We start from the raw sequence: 17,630 nt of genomic DNA, 5'->3' as shown, positions 1-17,630 counted from the left end.
GCTATCAGTTGAAAAAAGAATAAAAAAATAATTTTAGTCAGCCATATTCATCATTCGGTGCATAATCTGCAAAAATATCCCATTTCAGGAGATGGTCCTGTTCATCACATCCAATCATGATGATTACATCCGTTTCAAGAACAGCTTTTTACAGAAAAAAATTATCTAATTTTGCTTTAAACAAATTCTTATGAAGAAGCTTTTTATTGCGGCGATTCTGTTGATGGGTACTGTATATCAGGCACAGTTCACAGATTTCAATATCGTTAAAGAAGTAAAGGTAAAAAATAAAGGCGTGGTAGTCTCGGCACATCCTCTCGCCAGCGAAGCCGGAACACAGATCATGAAGATGGGCGGAAATGCCTATGATGCGATTGTAGCGACCCAGTATGCCCTTGCCGTGGTATATCCTCAGGCAGGAAATATTGGCGGTGGCGGTTTTTTAGTGGGGGTAAAGAATACCGGGGAAAAATTCACGCTGGATTACCGGGAAACAGCACCCGCGAAGGCATCCAGGGACATGTATGTCGATAAAAACGGAAAAGCTGACACAGACCTCTCCCAAAACGGAAGACTTGCCGTAGGCATACCGGGAAGCATCGCCGGATTTTTTGCCACCTTAAAATACTGTAAGCTTCCCATGGAAAAAATCATCCAGCCTGCTATAGACCTGGCAGAAAAAGGATTTGCCATTACAGAGATGGAAGCCAATATGCTGAATACCCACAAAGAAAATTTCCTGAAACATAACCAGTCAGCTATTGCTTTTGTAAAGGACACTCCATGGAAAGCCGGTGATATCCTGGTTCAGAAAGAACTGGCTGGAACGCTGAGATTAATTCAGAAGCTAGGGGCCAAAGGATTCTATGAAGGTAAAACAGCCGATTTAATGGTGGCTGAAATGAAAAAAGGAAAAGGAATTATCACTTTGCAGGATCTTAAAAACTATAAAGCAGCAGAAAGAAAACCTTTGGAATTTGATTATAAAGGAAGCCGTGTGGTTACCATGCCCCTTCCATCCAGCGGCGGCGTCCTTCTTGCTCAAATGCTGACGATGGCCGGTTATGAAAATCTTGAAAAATACCAGCAAAACTCTACTGAAGCCGTACAAATCATGACCGAAGCCGAAAGAAGAGCTTTTGCAGACCGTGCAGAATACATGGGTGATCCGGATTTTATTGAGGATAAAACCGCTTACCTGACCTCTGATTCTTATTTAAAAAACAGATGGAAAAGTTTCAGTTTCAGTAAAGCCACCCCAAGCTCAGAAGTAGGAAAAATCATCAGCCAGCCTAAAGAATCAACACAAACCACTCATATTTCCGTGATTGATAAAGACGGAAATGCCGCTTCTGTGACGACCACCCTTAACGGATATTACGGAAGTAAAGTTGTGGTTTCCGGAGCAGGCTTCTTTTTAAATAATGAAATGGATGATTTTTCGGTAAAACCAGGTGTTCCGAATATGTTCGGAGCCGTTGGCGGGGAAGCCAATTCCATCCAGCCGAATAAAAGAATGCTCTCGTCCATGACCCCTACCATTCTGCTTAAAAACGGAAAACCTTATATGGTAGTGGGCACACCCGGAGGAACTACCATTCCTACATCTGTATACCAATCTATCGTGAATGTGGTTGATTTTAAACTGAACGCCAATATTTCAGTGAATGCCCCGAAATTTCACCACCAGTGGCTTCCGGAAAAAATCACCGTTGAAAATAATTTCCCTGAAAGTACAATTGCAGCACTAAAAAGCAAGAATTACGTTATTGAAAAAATAAAATACATCGGAAAAACAGAACTTATCCTGATGGATGAGAACGGAAATATTCATGCGGTGGCAGACGGCCGCGGGGATGATTCAGTGGCGGTGGAATAATTCAGATTAAGGATTTTATCTAAATTTTTTTTAAAGCTCTGTGGCTAAATCTCTCGCTGATCTTGCAGATGAAGCTGATTTCTGATGTTTAGATTTAAATATTAAGAAATTTTAAGCTTTTAAGAGTATGAAGATGCTTCGACTCCGCTCAGCATGACATTTCTAAATAAGGGACTGTAAAGTTTAGAATGCCATGCTGAGCACAGAGAGAAGATCTGCGAACGGGTTCACGAAGCATTTTTGTTTCTATTGTTATCCTGAACTTGCAGAACCTCCATCTTCCGCCTCACTTTCTTCCATCATGAATTTCAACTGACTTTTGTCATGTTTTAAGATGAAAATTCTTAATTTCACCGCCTGTAATCTAAAAAAGATCTTTTGAAAGCAAAACAATTCTATCATCAGCTTTATTTTCAGGTGATTATTGCCATAGCGGCCGGTATCCTTTTAGGGAGATTTTATCCTGAACTGGGCGAAAAAATGAAACCCCTGGGTGACGGATTTATCAAACTGGTGAAAATGATCATTGCTCCGGTGATTTTCATCACGCTTACTTTAGGAATTGCGCATATGACGGATCTTAAAAAAGTAGGACGTATCGCCGTAAAATCAATGATCTATTTCTTTACGTTCTCAACTTTAGCCCTGATTATTGGACTCGTCGTTGGAAATCTTTTACAGCCGGGACACGGCCTGAATATTGATCCGGCCACCCTTTCCGGTGATGTATCCCAATATCAGCAGAAAGCCCACGATACTACCCTGACCGGTTTTATCATGAATATTATTCCTGAAACCCTTTTCAGTCCGCTGGTTGGTGAAAACATACTGCAGGTCTTGCTGGTAGCCATTTTAATGGGAATTGCACTGGTTTTAACGAAAGAAAAAAGTCAGAAAGTCACTGATTTCCTGCAGGATCTGTCCACCCCGGTTTTTAAAATTGTGCATATGCTCATGAAGCTGGCGCCGATCGGAGCTTTTGGAGCAATGGCCTTTACAATAGGAAAATACGGCCTTCATTCTGTTCTGAATCTGATATTTTTGGTCGGAACATTTTACATTACATCCATCCTTTTTGTTATTCTTGTTCTGGGAGCAGTAGCCTGGTACAACGGATTTAATATTTTCAAACTGATGTTTTACCTGAAAGAGGAGCTATTATTGGTTTTAGGAACCAGCTCCTCAGAATCTGCCCTTCCGGGAATTATGGAAAAACTTGAAAAGGCAGGCTGTTCAAGGGCTATTGTAGGGCTTGTGGTTCCTACCGGATACTCTTTCAACCTGGACGGAACCAATATTTATATGACACTGGCCTCTCTTTTTATTGCACAGGCCCTCAATATTCATCTTCCGCTGGAAAAACAGCTGATGCTTCTTCTGGTGGCCATGTTAAGTTCAAAAGGAGCGGCGGGCGTTACGGGGGCAGGATTTGTAACTCTTGCAGCAACATTAGCCGTAGTTCCTGAAATTCCAATTGCAGGAATGACCCTGATTCTGGGAATTGACAAATTCATGAGTGAATGCCGGGCTTTAACGAATGTTGTTGGAAATTCAGTGGCAACAGTAGTGGTGGCTAACTGGGAAAAACAGCTTGATAAAAACCAGCTGCAGTACTGTCTGGATCATCCCGGTGAGATAGAGAAGAAGCTGGAAGTTTGATTGGAAAGATGGAAGTTTGAAGCTGGATGAGGGAAGTTTACGACCAATTAACCTGAAATAATCCTACCATCCTACTTCTTCCGCCTTCTTTAGTAAACATTAAACTTTAAACCTTAAATTTTGAACCTTAAACCTTAAACCTTGAACCTTGAATTTTAAACCAGAATATTCAAACTGGCAGGCAGCACTTTCACATGAATCGGGGATTTTATTTTATTAAACTCTCCATCCAGATGCCAGTTTTTGGTATTGACTTTAAAAGAAATTTCGGAAACGGGAAGATAAGTTACATATTCGTCATCTTTAAGCCTTTTCGTGAACATCCTGAAGGCAAACAGCGCGGAATAGGTCAGCGGAAATTTTTTAACCAGAACCATATCTACCAAACCGTCACTTTTGCTGGCATTGGGAGCAATATACGCGTTGTTTCCGAACTGGCGGGTATTGGCAATATTCAGCATCAGGTATTTCCCGTTGTACTGCTGATAGGCTTCATCAAAGAATTTAACTTTTATTGGTTTATAGTTAAAGAAAGTTTTCAGCGAAACTTTAATGTAATTTTTGAATCCGCGGCTGGTTTTTTCAAACTCTTTCACCACTTTTCCATCAAATCCGGTTCCGGAAACATTGATAGACAATCTGTCATTGACTGTAAAAGTATCTATTTTCCTGAAGGACTTTGCCCTTATTTTTTCTAAAAGTTCGTCAAGATTTTTATTGAATCTGGTCTCATTTGAAAAGCCATTTCCTGATCCTGCCGGGAATATAGCCAGAATTTTATCTGTATTGATCAGATTTCTGGCCACGGTGGAAATCGTTCCATCACCTCCGATCGCAACAAATATATCCACTTTGTCAAACCGCTCCCGGATAAAATCATCGGTCCCGGCTATAGAGTCTGAAATATAATACGACGGGCGGTCTACCTTCTTTCTGAGTTCTTCAAGAAAGGGCTGATAGTTCTTTTTGGCCGAAAAAGGATTGATAATAAAAGCTACTTTTTCCATTACCGCAAAAATAAAAAATGCTTCCGCATCCGGAAGCATTAAATTTACTTTATTTTCATTCTTTCTTTAAATTCGTTGTTCAGTGTACCTTCCAGCTCTTTCCAGGAAACAGGAATCACAATATCTCCTGCCGCAAATGCTGCGATTTCATAAGGGCTGTAATGAAAATACAGGTTTTTCTGATCAAAATAAAAATTATTGCTTGCCGGAATCACTTCAACCAGGAGCATTTCAGAATTTTTCACCTCTCCTTCACTGTCTGTTGTTCCGCTTTTTACAGTGTTGATGTTTTTCATCAGTAAAGCTTCAAGTTTGGCTTTGGGCATCGAAGTGATATCCTGAAGCTCCAGTTTTTTATTGTTTTTGAGGTCAAAAACCCTTTCGGAGAAACCATAATTATCGTGGGCTCCTCCTTCATATGAACTTCCTACATATTCAATATGCATATAGCCGTTTTCATTGGAGATCAGGTTCATATGTGAACTCGAATACCAGTCCTGGGCGTAGGGAATGTCTGAAAGCCAGTCCTTGCTGTCGCTTTTTATAGAATTAAAATATTCATTTTTCGCTTTATCCAGATACGCTTCCAGTCCTTGTTTGGAAAAGTCTTTGATCCCCTGATTATGAAAATAGATACTGTCCAGCAGTTTTTTGTCTTTCAAAGTTGGAAAAATAAGAAGTTTGGAGGTGAAAGCTACCTTCAGCGAATCCCCAATCCTGGTGGAATCATTTACTTTTACGGAGTCTACTACAAATTTTTCCGGTTGGGATGTTTCTGTTTTACCAGAAGGTGCTGTGTTTTCTCCTTTTTTACAGGCTGAAAAAGCAAGCAATGAAGAAACTGCCAGAACGGCAATTGTGTTTTTCATAATTTTAATTTTCCAGTATGAATGCAAAAACCATTCAAAAATGAATGGTTCTGCAAAATTATTTTAATCTATTTAAAAAAATTACTGTTTTTTAATCAGGCTTACGACCTGATTTTCAGATTTGGAAGCCGTTTCCCAGATCTGTTTGAATGCCGGATAATATTCTTTAGGATAATCCGGGCTGCCAATTTTGGTGGTAGAAACCACTTCCAGTTTATTGCCTTTCTGTTCAGCAACGTAGCTGTATTCGATCTCTTTGTCCTGGGTAATGATTTTCTTGCTTTTCGGCATCGATTCTATCACATAACCTTCCGGGATTTCCAGGGTCACTTTTTTTACTCTGGTGAAAGAAGAAATGAAATCTATCTGATATTTTCTTTCTTCTGCCTGGTCAAATTCATTAGAGTTTTTGCTAAGGAACAGCATCGGATTAATGATCATTTTCTTTCCTACCTTATCAATCAGGTTGTCTGAAGTAAATTTCATGGTACTTTCAAAATCACCATTATCTAAAGCTTTGGAATCAATTCCGGTAAAATCTATTGAAAAGTTGTCTTTGTACTGCTTTTTATATTTTTCAGCATTTTCGTCATAACTTTCTTTCGCAAACATGGCATAGGAACCTGTATCTTTATCGGAATAGGTTCCGGAAATACTTCCGTCTTCATTAATCTTGGCTTCTGTGGTAAGATAGGTAAAGCTGTTTGTTGTGTTGCCCATCTGCATGAGGGATGCCTTTTCTTTGGCCATCAGAACACCATACTGATTCCAGTCTCTCGGAGGCAGATTATTCATGGACGACTGTCTTGAAGTGGCATCATATAAATTCAGTCCTTCTTTTAATTGAACGGCAGCCAGCACAAAATTCATGCTGACAATACTTGGGGACATTAAATTGATCATGCCATTATCTACTGTTGAAATTACGAGTGGATCTGCTTTCAGACCGGCTTCTCTAAGCATCATGATCAAAAAGAGATTGATTTCAGCTGCATTTCCTGTTTTGGTTTCCAACAGTTTTTTTATTCCTTCTTCCGTGTAAATTCCACGGTCTTTATTCCATGTAAAGGTATTTTTTACATAATTGAAGATGGCGTCTGCTTTTTCAGTATCTGAGCTTAAACCGGCCACTGCAGCGGGCATATTTTCCTTGGCCAACTTTGTCTTTTTCAATTCCAGTCCGAAATCTTCATCTTTATAGAGCTGATCCTTAATTTCATCCCAGGAAGAGGAATGCTTTTTAAGCTCCCCGAAATTGGTAGAATGCAACTCTGCGCTTATTTTTGTCCGGTAATTCCTATCATTATTGACGAATTTTTCGGTTTTAAACCCTTTGAGATTTTCATATCCGAATCTGTACGTCTTGAAATCCATTCCGTACATGCTTTTGTCCTCTACCACTCTGTATTTTGGCATCAGAGACCCGGTATAGTTTACGTTATACGCAATATTTATAGGAGCTTCCAGAATGTATTCGGTATATAAAGAAGGGGTATCCGATTCGATGATAATCTGTGGGACAGCATATAGAAACGGAGATAAAACCTCATACTGGTATTCTATGACAGAACCGTTTTTCACATTAGGAAAAGCAAACTTGGTAATGGTAGTGTATTTACTTTCTTTACTCTTGTATTTAGAACTCTTATCCACTTTTGTCGGGACGGCCGCTCCATTTTCGAGATTGTATACAAAAGCTTTCATTTTATTCAAAACCTCTTCTGAACCTTTGGAGTTTTTATAAAGCGGAATCTCCAGATTCAACCAGTCTTCGGCTTTATCTTTATCGTAAATCTTTACTCTGTAAAAAACCTTTTTCCTGAGATCACCGGTAGAAGTATCGACTCCAAAATAGATGGATTTATACAGGATTTCTGCCGGTGCATTTTCATCAAGTGCTGATTTTGCTTTGGTTAAATCTGCATCATTAAATTTCGGAGGATCCAAAAATTCATGTTTCTGACCGTTGACACAGATCAAAATTCCTGAGCAGAAAGCAGCCAAAAATATTTTTTTCATGTTTATGTTTAAATTTTGGTTAATAAGATTTTAGCGTTGTCTCCGTTTAAAGTCTTTTTGCGGAAACTTATATATTCATTATATTTTTCTTTTGGGAACAGGCCTTTGTTAATTTTAATAAACCGGGTCACTTTTAATGATTCGCCGTTTTTTACGAAAGTGAGTGTATAGGTTCCAAATTCCGAGTTGATCTGAAGATTTTGTGGAACTTCATCAATTTTGTAGTTTTTCGGAATTGCAAAATCAATTTCATATTCGTCCTGAAAAGACTGTCCTATTTCAAACGGAAGTTCCCTGTTCTCATCTGTTTTGTAAAAATTATTGGTAAAAATAGGTACTGCCCTGAAAATTAAATTATTCCCCGCAGTTTTGGAGTAATTGCTGGCTTTAAAATCCAAACCAAATGTAATCACCGCATTATCTTTGTCATTAATAAGGTTTTTCATTTCTGCTTTTTCGAAATTCAGTACGTCAAAGCGTTTTTTTACCGCTTCAGTTCTCTCTTTAGGCGCCAGGTAGGCAAAAGACAGATTACTATCATACTGGCTTCCTGTATATGCAAACTGAATGTCTCCACTTATACTGTTATCTTCCGCAAGATTGATTTTTAAAGTCTGCTTTTCTTTATTTTGTTCGGCAGTATAGCTTGGGGTGTTGATCAGTTCGATTCCTTTTTTCGTAACCGCCAGAACATTCCGGTCTGTAGTATTGTAACTTAAATGATTAAATGCAATTTGCTGGGATGTATTTTCTAGCCAGATATTTCCTTTATCGGTTGGAACCATCAGAATGGCGTGGTTTCCCCCCATGGACGGAAATTCAGGATCAAAGGAAATATCAGATGATCCTGAATTGATTACACAGTAGTAAGAAGGAATTCCCGCTTCGTTCAGCATGGTTTTCATATAATTGGTAAGACCTTTACAGTCTCCATAGCCTTTTTTCTGAACCTCATCAGGAAGCATAGGAAGCCATCCTCCAATTCCTAAAGCTACAAATATATATCTGGTTTTAGACTGCATGTACTGATAGATCTTTTTTACTTTCTCCTCCGTAGATCCTTCAAGCTTCAGGGCAGCTATCTCCGCTTTAATGGCGGGAGTAGATACAGAAACCGGTTCTACCAGGTTATTATAATACCAGGTCCCGAAATCTGTCCAGTTATTTAAATCTCCCTTCTTTCCTTCAAGATTGAATTTTGTTAGTGCAAAACTTACCTTGGGTAAGATTTTTTCAGGCTGAGGAAGCATCTGCACATCATCCACTGCCGGAACATTTTTATAGGAATATGTTTTTTCTTTACCGTTGTCAGACTCAGAAACTGCAGCATAGTTATATTTCGAAGGGTAAATTTTCGTCTTAAGATCAATTCCTGATGTATTGATTATTTTAAACTGCGCTTCTTCCAAAGAAACGTTCTGGGAATAAAAAGGCATAAAATCAGGCATGAAAATAGTATTTTCATCCGTAATCTGGTAAGAGAAATCAATTGTATAAGGATAATACGCTGAAGTGTATGATAATGCCAGGATCCTGCTGTCCGAATAAAATGTTCCCTGGGAGTTATTCGCAAAATCTCCAAAATCAGATTTGGAAAAGCTTTTCACCTTTTTCCCGGATTCGTCATAAATGGTAACTTTTACGTCAGAAATATGATCTCCTTTTTCGTAGGGAATATAGACGGGCGCTTTATCGTCACCATCTTTATTAAGAACAGTGATTACTTTGTTATACTGGTATTTTATTTCATCAATTTTATTAATCTGAACGGTTGTAAAGTTCTTTCTGATGACCACATCCGCATTCTTCTTCAGATTTTCAGGAATGGCAGAAGCAGGATAGGTTTGTGCGAAATAAAGAGAAGCTGTGGATAAAGCTCCTATAATTAGTATTTTCATTTATGGTTTTTAATTTTTTACTAAATATTTATTATATTGTTTGACTTTTATTTTTTTTCCAGCGTAATGACCTGGTTTTCAAAATCAGATATGCCCTTCCATATTTCTTTGAAGAAAGGATAATACTCTTTAGGATAATTCTGGCTTCCAACATTCAGCTTTGAACTGATCATTATTTTATTATCATTATTTTCCACCTTGTACTCATAAGAAATTTCCTTATCGTCTGTAGTCATTTTTTTATTTTTAGGAAGGCTTACCACTTTATAACCCTCGGGAACCACCAGTTCTATCTTTTTTTCTTTTTCAAACGCGGATATAAAATCAATCTGCCATTTCCTGGCTTCGGTCTGGTCAAAGGATTCACTTTTTTTATTCAGGAATAAAACAGGGTTTATAATGAGTTTATTCCCAACAACATCTATTAAACTGTTTCCGGAAAAATTCATTTGAGATTCAAAATTACCGTCATCAAGAAGTTTAGAATTTACCTCCTTAGTGTCTATATTGTAAGTGTAAGCGAAAGACTGGTTAAATTTATCCTTATTCACCTCAAATTCATCATAGGATTCTATGGCAAACATTCCATAATCTTTCTGCAAAAATGTACCTTTTACGGTAGAATTTTCTATGTCTAAACTGGCTTTGATTACCTGTTCCTTCTTGCTGATATTCGTATTGGCATAAGACAAATATGTTCCTTTATTTTTTTCTATTAAAATTCCGAAATCATTCCAGTCCCGATCCGGCAGAAGATTAGCCTTGGAATTAAAAGAAGTGGCATCATATAAATAGATCTGATTATTGATTTTAACAGATGCCAGAAGAAAATTTACACTCCTGAGACCTGGTGAAGCTATATTCAATATTCCATTGTTTACAGTAGAAATTAAAAGTGGATTAGCTTCAATTCCGGCATTTCTTAAAAGCATAATCAGAAGAAGATTAATTTCTGCACTATTTCCCGCTTTTGTTTTTGTGAGCTGCTTTAGATTTTGCGAGGCCAATACAGCATATTCCCGGTTCCATTTATAATTATCCTTTACAAAATTGAAGATTCTGTCTGCCTTTTCCTCCGCGTTGTAACCCGTCTTTATTTTTTCGGGAAGCAGATCAGGGACATTATTTTTTAAAAAACCTCCGAAATCATCATTTTTATCAAGCTGTTCTGCAACTTCGTTCCAGCTCTGATAATCATAATAATTAAAATAGCTTCCTGAATATCTTTTTAATTCCGGCTTTATTTTTCCGCGGTAACGGTCTGCATTCTTTACAAACTTTTCTTTTGACATGGCTTTTATATTCTCATACCCAAAACGGAATATTTTGTACATACCACCCAAACGTTCCTCCGTGGTGGAAGCATTGTATTTTGGAGTCATAATAGTTCCCGTATGATCAAAATGATACGCAAAACGGGCGTCCGGGTATTCCAGATTATATTCCTGATATACCACAGGAACATTATATTCAAGGAAATAATTCAGATTAGCGATATTTTTAGTAAGTATTTTATAGCTGTATTCTATAACTGATCCATCCAGAACATTAGGGATGGCAAGTTTATAAATTTTTAAGCCTTTTGTAAAATTCTCTTTGAGCTGATCTTTTTTATCAATTGAAACCTTCTCTACTTTATTATCCACTAATCTATATAGTTTTGCTTGATACTTTTCCAGTTTATCATCAGAAAACAGAGGAATCTCTAAATTCAGCCATTCCTCTGCATTCTTTTTATCATATATCTTGATTTTTGAATAATATTCTTTTTCTACCATTCCATTGGTAAGGAAATTATATCGGACAGAGTTATACAGAATTTCTGCAGGTGCAGATTTTTCTATCAGGGAACCTGTTTTTTTCATATCATCTTCATTAACATCCGGTGGAGAAAGAAACTGATGCTGTGCGGAAAACAGATTAAAAAGAACAATACATATTGCCGTATTAAATTTGAAAAAATTATTTTTTTTCAAGCTACAGAATACTTTTCTTAGAGCATATACTGAAACCTCGGGGAGAGTTCCGTAATTTTTTTTCATCATGGTTATTAAAATTGTGCAAAAATAATAAAATCTTAATAAATGTTAAATTTTTATTTTGACATAAAGGTCAACTTAAAGGGAAATATTTTATTAAGTAAATAATGTTTATCCTAAGAATTTTAATATTTCACCCTTATTAACAAAAATATTTACAATTTCACCCTGTATACTATTTATTTTCAAGAATAGAGAGTATAAAAAAAGGCTCCATTTCTGAAGCCTTTCTATTATTTTATTTTAATTGATTAATCATTTGGAATCCTGCTGCTGTCGTACTTCTCACTGCCGAAAGCAAGAACGGGAACGAAAATAAAACCGAAGAAAAATAACAGAATGGTATAAAGCGGGGTTTCTTTACCAAAAGCCTTAGCCAGCCTGTCGTTCACCACCCATGAAGCAAAGAGGTTCACGAGCGGAATAAAGAATAAAATGAACCACCAGATTGGTTTTTTAACGATATCAAGCAGTACAATCATATTGTAGATAGGGATAAAAGCGGCCCAGGCATCTTGTCTTCCGGCTTTTTGAAATATTTTATACATACAGTATCCATAAAATAAATAAATCACCAATCCGAAGATCATGGTACCAATTCCCAGTCCGGCTGCCGCTGCACCAGTCATTGCATCCGCCCCGTCATAAGGGTCTGTTTGTAAAAGAGTTAACATATTATTATTTTTTATAGGTTTTCACCAAATATAAAAAAAGCTTCTAATACATAGAAGCTTTTTTCAATATATTTTTAATAATAATTATGCATCAATCTTAGCATATTTTGCATTCTTCTCGATAAATTCCCTTCTTGGGGGAACCTCATCCCCCATTAACATTGAAAATATGCTATCTGCTTCCACTGCATTATCAATCGTTACCTGCTTTAAGATTCTATGTTCAGGATTAAGTGTAGTTTCCCAAAGCTGCTCAGGATTCATCTCTCCAAGACCTTTATAACGCTGAACTTCTACCCCTTTTCCGTCCGGAGCCATTTCCAGGGTAAACTCTTCACGTTCTTTCTCATTGTAAGCATATACTTTCTTATTTCCCTTCTTCAATAAATATAAAGGCGGCTGAGCGATATAGATATATCCGTTCTCAATCAGTTCTTTCATAAATCTGAAGAAGAATGTAAGGATCAGTGTAGAGATGTGGGATCCGTCAATATCAGCATCGGTCATAATAACGATTTTGTGATATCTCAGCTTCGCCATATTTAAGGCTTTACTGTCTTCTTCGGTTCCTACTGAAACACCAAGAGCGGTATAAATGTTCTTGATTTCCTCATTATCATACACTTTATGAAGCATAGACTTTTCAACGTTCAGGATCTTACCTCTCAATGGTAGAATAGCCTGGAAGTGTCTGTCTCTTCCTTGCTTGGCTGTCCCACCTGCGGAATCACCCTCTACCAGGAATAATTCAGACTCTGCAGGATCTTTTGATGAACAGTCGGATAATTTACCCGGAAGCCCAGAACCACCCATCGGCGATTTTCTCTGAACCATTTCACGGGCTTTCTTAGCTGCCTGTCTTGCTTTTGCCGCTAAAACAACTTTCTGAACAATGGTTTTTGCTTCACCAGGATTTTCCTCAAGGAAGTTAGTCAGCATTTCCCCTACAATTTTATCTACCGCACCGGAAACTTCGGAGTTACCTAGTTTTGTTTTGGTCTGTCCTTCAAACTGAGGTTCCATTACTTTTACAGAAATCACGGCTGTTAATCCTTCACGGAAGTCATCTCCGGTGATTTCTACTTTTTCTTTTTGCGGAATACCCAGATCATCAGCATATTTCTTCAGGGTTCTGGTTAAAGCACGTCTGAAACCGGCAAGGTGGGTTCCTCCTTCATGGGTGTTGATATTATTAACGTAAGAGTGAAGGTTTTCGCTAAATGACGTATTATAACGCATCGCTACTTCCACCGGGATATCATCTCTTTCTCCCTCCATAAAGATCACACTTTCCATGATCGATTCACGGTTTCCGTCAATATGGGCAACAAACTCTTTTAATCCTCCTTCGGAATAAAACACTTCTGTTTTAAAAGATCCGTCTTCCAGTACTTCTCTTTCGTCGGTAAGGGTGATGGTAATCCCTCTGTTAAGGAAAGAAAGCTCTCTTAAACGGTTCGCCAGTGTGTCATAGTTGTACACCAGTTCTGTAAAAATACTGTCATCCGGCTGGAAGAACTGCTTGGTTCCTCTCTGATCACTGTGACCTATTTCTTCCACTCCTGTCTGTGCTTTTCCTCTGGAATAGATCTGCTGGTATACATTACCGTCTCTGTAAACGGTAGTTACCATTTCATTGGAAAGTGCATTCACACACGAAACCCCAACTCCATGGAGTCCTCCGGAAACTTTGTAAGAATCTTTATCGAATTTTCCTCCTGCCCCGATTTTTGTCATTACAACCTCAAGAGCAGATTTTTGTTCTTTTTCGTGGAAATCTACCGGAATACCTCTACCGTTATCGCTAACTTCAATTCCGTTTCCTTCTTTAATGCTGACGAAGATGGTATCGCAGTATCCTGCCAACGCTTCATCAATAGAGTTATCTACTACTTCATAAACCAAGTGATGAAGACCTCTTACTCCTACATCACCAATGTACATTGAAGGACGCATACGTACGTGCTCCATTCCTTCCAATGCCTGAATACTACTAGCTGTATATTGTTTCTGACTCATATAAATAATAATAAATCCTGCCTAATGCAAAGACCCACAAATATCGTGATTTTTTTCGACTTATGAAAGTTAAAATATGTCAAAAAAGGACAGGGTTTTTAACAGAAAAACCCACACCTCCTGCGCCTAAAAAACATTAAAGTTATGACCTATTTTCCAAATACCATCTGTATAAAATCATATCAGACATCTGTATTTTATGCTTAAATTTATTTACTCAAAAGTTGATAGTATGGATGATTTTATTGCAGCCCGTGCGCAGATGGCTCTGTCGCTGGGTTTTCATATCATTTTCGCATGTGTGGGAATGGTAATGCCCTTCCTGATGGCCTTCGCCCACTGGAAATATCTTAAGACCAACAATGAAATGTATAAAGGTCTCACCAAAGCCTGGAGCAAGGGAGTTGCCATCCTGTTTGCAACGGGCGCTGTTTCCGGAACCATGCTGTCATTTGAACTTGGTCTTCTGTGGCCGGGATTTATGAAGCACGCCGGACCGATTTTCGGAATGCCGTTTTCTCTTGAGGGAACAGCATTTTTTATTGAAGCAATCGCGATGGGGTTCTTTTTATATGGATGGGAAAAATTCAATAAATGGTTCCATTGGTTTTGCGGATTCCTGGTAGGCTTAAGCGGGCTTGCGTCAGGCATACTTGTCGTTGCGGCTAATGCCTGGATGAATTCACCTACAGGTTTTGATTATATTAACGGACAATATCTCAATATAGATCCTATTAAAGCGATGTTCAACGATGCGTGGTTTCCCCAGGCGCTTCATATGACGGTTGCTGCGTTCTGTGCCACAGGATTTGCAGTGGCTGGCGTACATGCTTTTTTAATTATGAGGAAAAAGAATGTGGAATTCCATACAAAGGCATTCAGGATTGCTGCAGGATTCGCATTAATAGGCGCTTTTGGGGCTCCTCTGAGCGGTGATGTGGCTGCTAAATCTGTCGCAGAAAGACAACCTATTAAACTGGCAGCGATGGAAGCTCATTTTGAAACTGAAAAAGGAGCATCCTTCGTATTGGGTGGTATTCCCGATGAAGAAAAGGGTGAAGTAAAATATGCAGTGAAGATCCCTAAGGTATTAAGTTTTCTGGTCAGCAATGATTTTAATCATGAAGTGAAAGGGCTTAAAGATTTCCCGCGGGATGAGTGGCCTCCGGTAGCGGTTGTTCATTATGCTTTTCAGATTATGATCTTTTTCGGAGTGGTGATGATCTGTATTGGGGCTGTATATCTGTACGCCTTCTTCTTCAAAAAAGAATGGCTGAGCAAAAACTGGCTTTTAAAAACATTCCTGATCGCCACTCCTTTCGGGTATATTGCCCTGGAAGCCGGATGGACGGTTACCGAAGTGGGAAGACAGCCCTGGATTATTTACGGGATCATGAGAACGGCAGATGCGGTGACGCCTATGCCGGGAATACAATACTCATTCTACTTTTTCACTGCTATTTTCGTATCATTATCGCTGATCCTGATCTTCCTGCTGAGACGGCAGATCCAGATGGTGCCAAGACTGTATGATCCTACCGATGCTCAGTTTAACAATAAAAACAAAAAATCATGATTTACGTTGTTATAGGTTTTCTTTGGCTTTCCATCTGTCTTTATATTATTTTGGGCGGTGCAGATTTTGGAGCCGGAATTGTGGAGCTTTTCACCCATAAAAAAGCCCGTCACAAAACAAAAGAGATCATGTATGAATCCATTGCACCGGTCTGGGAGGCCAATCATATGTGGCTCATCATTGCCATTGTGATTCTTTTTGTAGGATTTCCCGGAATTTACACCACCATGTCTACCTACCTCCATATTCCTCTGGTTTTAATGCTTCTGGGAATTATTGCAAGGGGAACAGCTTTCACTTTCAGACATTACGATGCGGTAAAAGACAACTGGCAGGTTTTATACACCCAGATATTTTACTATGCCAGTCTGCTGACTCCGTTTTTCTTAGGACTGATTGCTGCTGCAACGGTATCCCATTCCATCAACCCTGATGCTGTCGGATTTTTAGACCTGTATGTGTTCAGCTGGCTAAACTGGTTCGGGGTATCTGTAGGCTTGTTTACTGTGGCGCTTTGTGCTTATATGGCCTCTATATTTTCATTAAGAGAAACCAGGGATAAAGCTGACCTGACGCTTATGATCAGAAAATCCCAGCAGACTATGATTTTCGTAGTCATTACAGGAATATTGGTATTTTTAGCCGCTTATCTCTCTGATATTCCCCTGCTGATGTGGGTCTTTTCAAAACCTTTGGGAATTATGGCTATTTCTTTTGCTACGATTGCGCTTTTCCTGATCCTTCGTGCGATGAATACCCGGAAACTGCTTCCTGTACGGGCATTAGCTGGATTCCAGATGGTGATGATCCTGATTGCAGCCACCTATCAGCACAATCCTGATATTATTCTGCTTGGAAACGGACAGCATTTATCATTATTAGAACATATGGCTCCGGAAAAAACGATTGCTGCTTTGGGCTGGGCCCTGATACTGGGTTCTGTGTTTATCCTGCCGTTTTTGTTTTATCTGATGGCTTCATTCAGTAAGCTGAAAAAATAAATACCCAGAGTTCTAGATAAGAAAGTTAAGATTAAGGGGCTGGAAGCTGGAAGAAGGAGGCTGGAAGTAATCTTCCCTCTTCCATCTTCAAACTTCCTGACAGCATTGAAAAGCTTTTTAAATTCATTTTTTGATCAAGACGAGTTCAACTCTTCTGTTTCTTACCTGATCCGATTCTGTAAGCTCAGGGTACACTGCCGGATTAAGGTGACCAAGACCCGTTGCTTTTATTCGTGAAGGATTTATTCCCTGCTTTTCCAGAAATTCTTTGATCGCATTGGCTCTTGTCCAGGAAAGATTAAAAGTTCCCAGGTCAATATCTTCCCCATCAAAATTCTCATAATCGCAGCAAATGTGTCCCTGTAATTCAATTTCAAGGGTCGGATTTTCCTTTAATACTGTTAAAAGCCGGGCAAGCTTTGTATCACCATTGGGAAGCCAGACATGACGGTTTCCAATAAAATTGACATCAGGCAGTGAAAAGGTATCTTTCACTTTCATCCGGGAAATTCTGGTATCAAAAAAGCTCGGAAGAATTCTTCTGCTTATTTTTTCTCCCCGGGAAAATTTCTTTTCTATAAAAACATCTACTCTCCGGTTCTTTCCACGCAACTCGTCTGTAGTATTATCATTAATCTGCTTTTCTTCACCTAAACCTACCGAATTCACAAGTTTTATATTATCCCCTACTTGTCCCTGCAAGTATTGATGAACCACATTAGCCCGCCGCTCTGACAAATTGTTATTGTATTCTGTACTTCCCGAAGGATCACAATTCCCATAGATCCTGAAGGTAAGGTTGGTTTTTAACAGAGCGAGGCTATCCAGCTTCTCCTTAGATCTTGCATTCAATTCCGAACTGTTATGCTCAAAATAAACAGAAGTGAGCATTTGCGCATCAATCCCCGCATACGGGAGAAGCAAAATAAGGAAGGAAATGAGTTTCATCAGATAATTCGTTTTTTAGAAACAACGGAAAAATAATAATTA

12 protein-coding genes are annotated in these 17,630 nt (G+C 38.6%); 4 read left to right on the top strand and 8 right to left on the bottom strand.

Annotation, left to right across the window (positions count from 1 at the left end):
* Positions 1-190: 190 nt before the first annotated feature.
* Together ggt and B7E04_RS10925 are read left to right on the top strand one after the other, a co-directional pair.
* Positions 191-1,879 carry a gamma-glutamyltransferase gene (gene ggt, locus B7E04_RS10930; protein ID WP_080778686.1) on the top strand — a complete coding sequence of 563 codons (1,689 nt, stop codon included), beginning with the start codon at positions 191-193 and terminating at the stop codon, positions 1,877-1,879.
* A 378-nt stretch (positions 1,880-2,257) separates the two neighbouring features.
* A complete protein-coding gene (locus tag B7E04_RS10925; RefSeq protein WP_080778685.1) occupies positions 2,258-3,538 on the top strand; it encodes a dicarboxylate/amino acid:cation symporter in 1,281 nt (426 codons plus the stop codon).
* A 155-nt stretch (positions 3,539-3,693) separates the two neighbouring features.
* On the opposite strand, the gene B7E04_RS10920 is transcribed toward B7E04_RS10925, so the two are convergent.
* The 7 genes from B7E04_RS10920 to gyrB all read right to left on the bottom strand — a co-directional run bounded on the left by B7E04_RS10920 (position 3,694) and on the right by gyrB (position 14,063).
* Entirely contained in the window at positions 3,694-4,545 is an 852-nt protein-coding gene (locus B7E04_RS10920; RefSeq protein WP_080780653.1) for a diacylglycerol/lipid kinase family protein, read from the bottom strand.
* A 44-nt stretch (positions 4,546-4,589) separates the two neighbouring features.
* Complete coding sequence (locus B7E04_RS10915) at positions 4,590-5,414, bottom strand: RsiV family protein (RefSeq protein WP_080778684.1); 825 nt, start codon at positions 5,412-5,414, stop codon at positions 4,590-4,592.
* 81 nt (positions 5,415-5,495) lie between these two features.
* Entirely contained in the window at positions 5,496-7,433 is a 1,938-nt protein-coding gene (locus B7E04_RS10910) for a transglutaminase-like domain-containing protein (protein WP_080778683.1), read from the bottom strand.
* An 8-nt stretch (positions 7,434-7,441) separates the two neighbouring features.
* On the bottom strand, positions 7,442-9,331 hold the full coding sequence (locus tag B7E04_RS10905; protein ID WP_080778682.1) for a DUF3857 domain-containing protein: 1,890 nt from the start codon (positions 9,329-9,331) through the stop codon (positions 7,442-7,444).
* A 47-nt stretch (positions 9,332-9,378) separates the two neighbouring features.
* Positions 9,379-11,376 carry a DUF3857 domain-containing protein gene (locus B7E04_RS10900; RefSeq protein ID WP_080778681.1) on the bottom strand — a complete coding sequence of 666 codons (1,998 nt, stop codon included), beginning with the start codon at positions 11,374-11,376 and terminating at the stop codon, positions 9,379-9,381.
* A gap of 245 nt (positions 11,377-11,621) precedes the next feature.
* Positions 11,622-12,044, bottom strand: coding sequence for a DUF5684 domain-containing protein (locus B7E04_RS10895; protein ID WP_080778680.1), 423 nt, complete (start codon positions 12,042-12,044; stop codon positions 11,622-11,624).
* 84 nt (positions 12,045-12,128) lie between these two features.
* The gene (gyrB, locus tag B7E04_RS10890; protein ID WP_080778679.1) at positions 12,129-14,063 is read right to left on the bottom strand and encodes a DNA topoisomerase (ATP-hydrolyzing) subunit B; all 1,935 of its coding nucleotides are present in this window, start codon (positions 14,061-14,063) and stop codon (positions 12,129-12,131) included.
* A gap of 232 nt (positions 14,064-14,295) precedes the next feature.
* On the opposite strand from gyrB, the gene B7E04_RS10885 reads away from it, so the two are divergent.
* Entirely contained in the window at positions 14,296-15,639 is a 1,344-nt protein-coding gene (locus tag B7E04_RS10885) for a cytochrome ubiquinol oxidase subunit I (protein ID WP_080778678.1), read from the top strand.
* Positions 15,636-16,640, top strand: a complete 1,005-nt coding sequence (locus B7E04_RS10880; RefSeq protein ID WP_080778677.1) for a cytochrome d ubiquinol oxidase subunit II — start codon at positions 15,636-15,638, stop codon at positions 16,638-16,640. The genes B7E04_RS10885 and B7E04_RS10880 overlap by 4 nt, the downstream gene beginning before the upstream one ends.
* A 123-nt stretch (positions 16,641-16,763) precedes the next feature.
* Here B7E04_RS10880 and B7E04_RS10875 read toward each other — a convergent pair whose 3' ends face one another.
* Positions 16,764-17,588, bottom strand: a complete 825-nt coding sequence (locus B7E04_RS10875; protein ID WP_080778676.1) for an OmpA family protein — start codon at positions 17,586-17,588, stop codon at positions 16,764-16,766.
* Positions 17,589-17,630: the final 42 nt, after the last annotated feature.

It is taken from the genome of Chryseobacterium phocaeense, from assembly GCF_900169075.1.
Classification (GTDB): Bacteria; Bacteroidota; Bacteroidia; order Flavobacteriales; family Weeksellaceae; genus Chryseobacterium; species Chryseobacterium phocaeense.
The sequence above is the reverse complement of the archived record's forward strand: the minus strand, read 5'-3'. Positions and strand labels throughout refer to the sequence as shown.